Origin of the sequence: Corallococcus sp. AB049A (genome assembly GCF_003668885.1) — a bacterium.
Classification (GTDB): domain Bacteria; phylum Myxococcota; class Myxococcia; order Myxococcales; family Myxococcaceae; genus Corallococcus; species Corallococcus interemptor.
The window spans coordinates 1-412 of sequence record NZ_RAWL01001299.1 but is presented as its reverse complement, the minus strand read 5'-3'; the positions used below and the strand labels follow the sequence as shown (position 1 = coordinate 412).

At 37.6% G+C, this 412-nt stretch carries 1 protein-coding gene; it reads right to left on the bottom strand.

Features of this window, described 5'->3' with window-relative positions:
* Positions 1-412: integrase DNA-binding domain-containing protein (locus D7X55_RS41910; protein WP_199747462.1), on the bottom strand; the 412-nt coding region annotated here is incomplete at both ends.

Sequence of the window (412 nt, the reverse complement as noted above, 5' to 3'; positions counted from 1 at the left end):
TAGTTATTGATGGTTTGATAAGCATAACCATTTTCACTCATTCTAATAGCCCATTCTTTAGCGTCTGATGGCTTAATACTGTCAATACTTCTTACACCTAACTTGTCTTTCTTCAAAATATCCATAAGATATTTGCGTCCAGTTTCAGTGTTTTTTCTAACCTTTGGTCTTTGAGCGTTCTGTTTTGCGTAAAGCTGGCAGAGTGTCATTTTCTTTCCTACAACATCAATACCATCATGAATGTCTTTCTGTAACTCTGCGATTTTCTCTCTAAGTGAGATACAATCACGCTTTCCTGCTGGTACTCGGTCTGTAGCCACAAGTTTCCACGAGTAAACAAATTGCGGTTCTCCAAATGAATCTATATATTTGTATAAGTATCTTCCGTCTTTTCGTTGGCTCTCTCCAGTCT